Origin of the sequence: Protofrankia sp. Cr1 (genome assembly GCF_963555865.1) — a bacterium.
GTDB lineage: Bacteria > Actinomycetota > Actinomycetes > Frankiales > Frankiaceae > Protofrankia.
In genome coordinates this window covers 1-3,340 of record NZ_CAUVXO010000559.1, presented here as the reverse complement: position 1 = coordinate 3,340, position 3,340 = coordinate 1, and the positions used below count along the sequence as shown (strand labels likewise).

Here is a 3,340-nt window from a genome sequence, read left to right as displayed (position 1 = left end):
GTCGCGGGGCTCGGGCACGCACCTCGCGTCGTTGTCGTCGGTCGACACCCAACACCAGGGTGCCTTCCTCCTCCGCCTCGCGATGCACGCACCCCGGCCCCGCTCCTTGATCCACGCCCCTATTGCCGGGCGCTCTCAGTCGTCGGCATTCGGCGGTTGTGGTTCAACCCCGACGGTGCCGGTGATGCCACAGGGGGTCCTCAGGCCCCGACGATGCGCTCGGCCAGCGCGGCGGTCTCCCGCAGGAATCGGCGCTGCCCGAGCCCTTCGAGGACGGCGTCCTCGGCCAGCCAGGATGCCGCCGCCGTCTCGACCAGCGAGAGCAGGCCGGTCGCCATCACCCCGGCTTCCGCGGGCCGGATCCGTCGTTCGGGGGACTTCCTCGCGTCCACCGCCCGGGTGAACAGCTCCATGAGCTCGACCCGGGTCTCCCGGCGCAGGGCCTCAGCGGCGAGGTTCGCCCCGGACGAGGTCACGAAGTAGACCGTCGCCGCAGGTCGGTGTTCCTCCAGCCAGCCGAGCAGGCCTGTCAGCAGGTCACCGATGGCCCCGTTACCGATGGTCCCGTTCTCAGCTGACCTGGCGGTGACCCGGTCGTCCAGCTCGGTGACAAGTGCCCTGCTGAAGGTCCGCATGGCTTCGAGTAGAATATCGATCTTGGATGGAAAATGGTAGTAGACCGCAGCCGAGGTCATCCCGGCCTCGTCCGCGATGTCGGCGACGGTCACCGTTTCCAGACCGCGCATGGCGAACAGCCGCGTGGCGGCGTCGATCACGTCGCTGCGCCGCGACGGTCGGTGGGCGGGCCGTTTGGGACTACCGTTCCCGTCAGAGCTTTCAGTCATGTGACGCCGATTCTCCCAACCGGCTCGCGGCCCCGGGGGCTCCGAGGTCTGTTGGGTCATCATGGTCGGGCCGGTGCGGCATCAGGTCAGGAGGTTCCCTGTGACGGAGCTTGCGGAGCTGCCGGAGCGGGGCAGGCAACCCGCGCACCGTCCCTCCAAGCGCCAGTTGATCGTCACCGCCGCCATCGGGGTTTTCGCCCGTAAGGGCTTCGACGCGGCCGGCATCCAGGATATCGCCGAGGCGGCGCAGGTCGTCCCCACCGCGGTGTATTACCACTTCTCCGGCAAGGAGGAGCTCTTCGACGTCGCCCTGCGGCGGGTCGTGGGCGCGACCAACGCCGTCGTCGCGCAGGCACGGTCCGACGACGAACCAGGCGACATCACCGCGTTGCGTCGGGTCACCGGCGCGGTCTGGGACTGGATCGAGGCGCATCCCGACGAGGCGCGCCTGCTCTACCTGCACATGCCCGGCGCCACCCAGCAGGCCCGGGTGTTGCGGCGGGACTTCGAGGAGCTGCACATCCAGCGGTCGTTCGACTACATCGTCTCGTCCCGGATGCCCACGACGCGGCGTTCCGCCGCAGCCAAGCACGCGACCCAGACGCTCGCCGTGCGTACCCTCACCCATCTGCTGATAGCCATCCATCCGATGCGCATGGATGACGGTCCGCTCAGCAGTCAGCCACCGAAGGCCCTGCGCCGGGCCCTGGACGCCATGTCTGAGCGGATACTCACCGTCGACTGAGAGTCGAGTCGTCAACTGAGTGCCGAGTTTCAGCGCGCCCGGCCACACTCCGGCCGCGCTCCGGCCGCGGACAGATGTTGGCGCGGCGGGCTACGCCAGTTACTGTAGCCGCCATCACAAAAGCAACTCCAGAAAGAGCGCCGTGCCCTCGGTCGCTCTCAGACGAGGAGTCCGATGGTGGCTACTCCCGTGCTCCGCGTGCGACGGCTGTCGAAGACGTTCCCCGGGCAGCGCGCCCTGGTGGACGTCGACATCGACGTCGAGCCCGGTGAGGTACGTGCCCTGGTCGGTCAGAACGGCTGCGGCAAGTCGACGTTGATCAAAATATTGGCCGGTTTCCACGAGCCGGATGCCGGTGGTCAGGTCACCGTCGTCGATCGGCCGTTGGCATTCGGTGACCCCACCTCGTCGGATGCCGCCGGGCTGCGTTTCGTCCATCAGGACCTCGGTCTCGTCGCGACGCTTGACACAGTCGACAACCTCGCGCTGGGCCACGGCTACGAAACCGGCCGGCTCGGCCTGATTCGCTGGCGCCAGGAACGGGCCGGGGCCCGCAGCGCAGTGCGCGACCTCGGCTACGACTTCGACATCAGCCGGCCCGTGGGTGCTCTGGCGGCGAGCGAGCGGACCGCGGTCGCGGTGGCGCGCGCGCTGTCGCGGCACGCCACACCGCCGCGGGTGCTCGTCCTCGACGAACCTACGGCCAATCTGCCGGCCGCCGAGGCGCAGCGCCTGTTCGCGCTGGTCCGCAGCGTGCGCGATGCCGGCGTCGCGGTCATCTTCGTCTCGCATCATCTGGACGAGGTCTTCGGGCTCTGCGACACCGTGAGCGTGCTGCGCGACGGCGCTCTGGTCACCACCCGGCCCACCGCCGGGCTCGACGAGGCCGACCTGGTCGAGTTGATGATTGGCCGCAAGCTGGCGCAGTACGACGTGCCGCCGGCCGAGGCGGCCCACCAGGGTGAGGTGGCCCTCGACGTCCGCACCCTGGAGACCACCGCCCTGCGAGGGGTCGACCTGACCGTGCACTCCGGGGAGGTCGTCGGCGTCGCCGGCCTCACCGGCTCCGGCCGTGAGGAGTTGGCGCTCGCGCTGTTCGGCGGCTGTGCGCGCGCAGGGGTCGTGGCCGTCGCGGGCAAGGCCGTTCCGCAGCTGCGTCCCGATCTTGCCATGCGGTCCGGCATGGGGCTCGTGCCCGCCGAGCGGCACGCCAACGCGGCGTTCCTCGATGCGGATCTGCAGGAGAACGTCGTGGTGGCGAGTCCGACCGCGTTCAGCCGCCGGGGCCTGCTGCGCCGGGGCAGCGAGCGGTCGGACGTCGCCCGCTGGCTGGACCGGTTGAACGTGGCGCCGGCCGGTGCCGAACGGGCCATGTCGACGCTGTCCGGCGGCAACCAGCAGAAGGTCGTTCTGGCCCGTTGGCTGCGTCGCGCGCCTCGGGTCCTGGTTCTCGACGAACCGACGCAGGGCGTCGACATCGGGGCGAAGGCCGAGATTCATGCGCTGGTCGACCGGGCCGCGGCGGACGGTGCGGCTGTCGTGGTCGTCTCCACCGACCATGACGAACTGGCGCGGCTGTGCGGACGCGTGCTCGTCCTCGCGGGCGGCCGTGTCGTGGATGAGTTACACCGCGCCGACCTGCACGCGGACCGCATCACGGCCGCAGCGGTCGGTCACACCCTCAGGAGCGCGTCATGACGACAGAAGCAGCGCAACCAAAAAATGCCGCCGGGATCGCTGTCACTGACGG

General features: G+C 69.8%; 3 protein-coding genes. 2 read left to right on the top strand and 1 reads right to left on the bottom strand.

Features of this window, described 5'->3' with window-relative positions; translation table 11 throughout:
* Positions 1 to 200: 200 nt before the first annotated feature.
* Positions 201 to 845 carry a helix-turn-helix domain-containing protein gene (locus tag U9980_RS25775; RefSeq protein WP_322754711.1) on the bottom strand — a complete coding sequence of 215 codons (645 nt, stop codon included), beginning with the start codon at positions 843 to 845 and terminating at the stop codon, positions 201 to 203.
* Between the two features lie 100 nt (positions 846 to 945).
* Between U9980_RS25775 and U9980_RS25770 the strand changes: the two genes are divergently transcribed.
* On the top strand, positions 946 to 1,590 hold the full coding sequence (locus U9980_RS25770; RefSeq protein WP_322747047.1) for a TetR/AcrR family transcriptional regulator: 645 nt from the start codon (positions 946 to 948) through the stop codon (positions 1,588 to 1,590).
* A gap of 174 nt (positions 1,591 to 1,764) precedes the next feature.
* Positions 1,765 to 3,288 (top strand): sugar ABC transporter ATP-binding protein, encoded by a 1,524-nt coding sequence (locus tag U9980_RS25765; RefSeq protein ID WP_322770299.1) that lies wholly within the window; start codon positions 1,765 to 1,767, stop codon positions 3,286 to 3,288.
* The last annotated feature ends 52 nt before the right edge of the window (positions 3,289 to 3,340 follow it).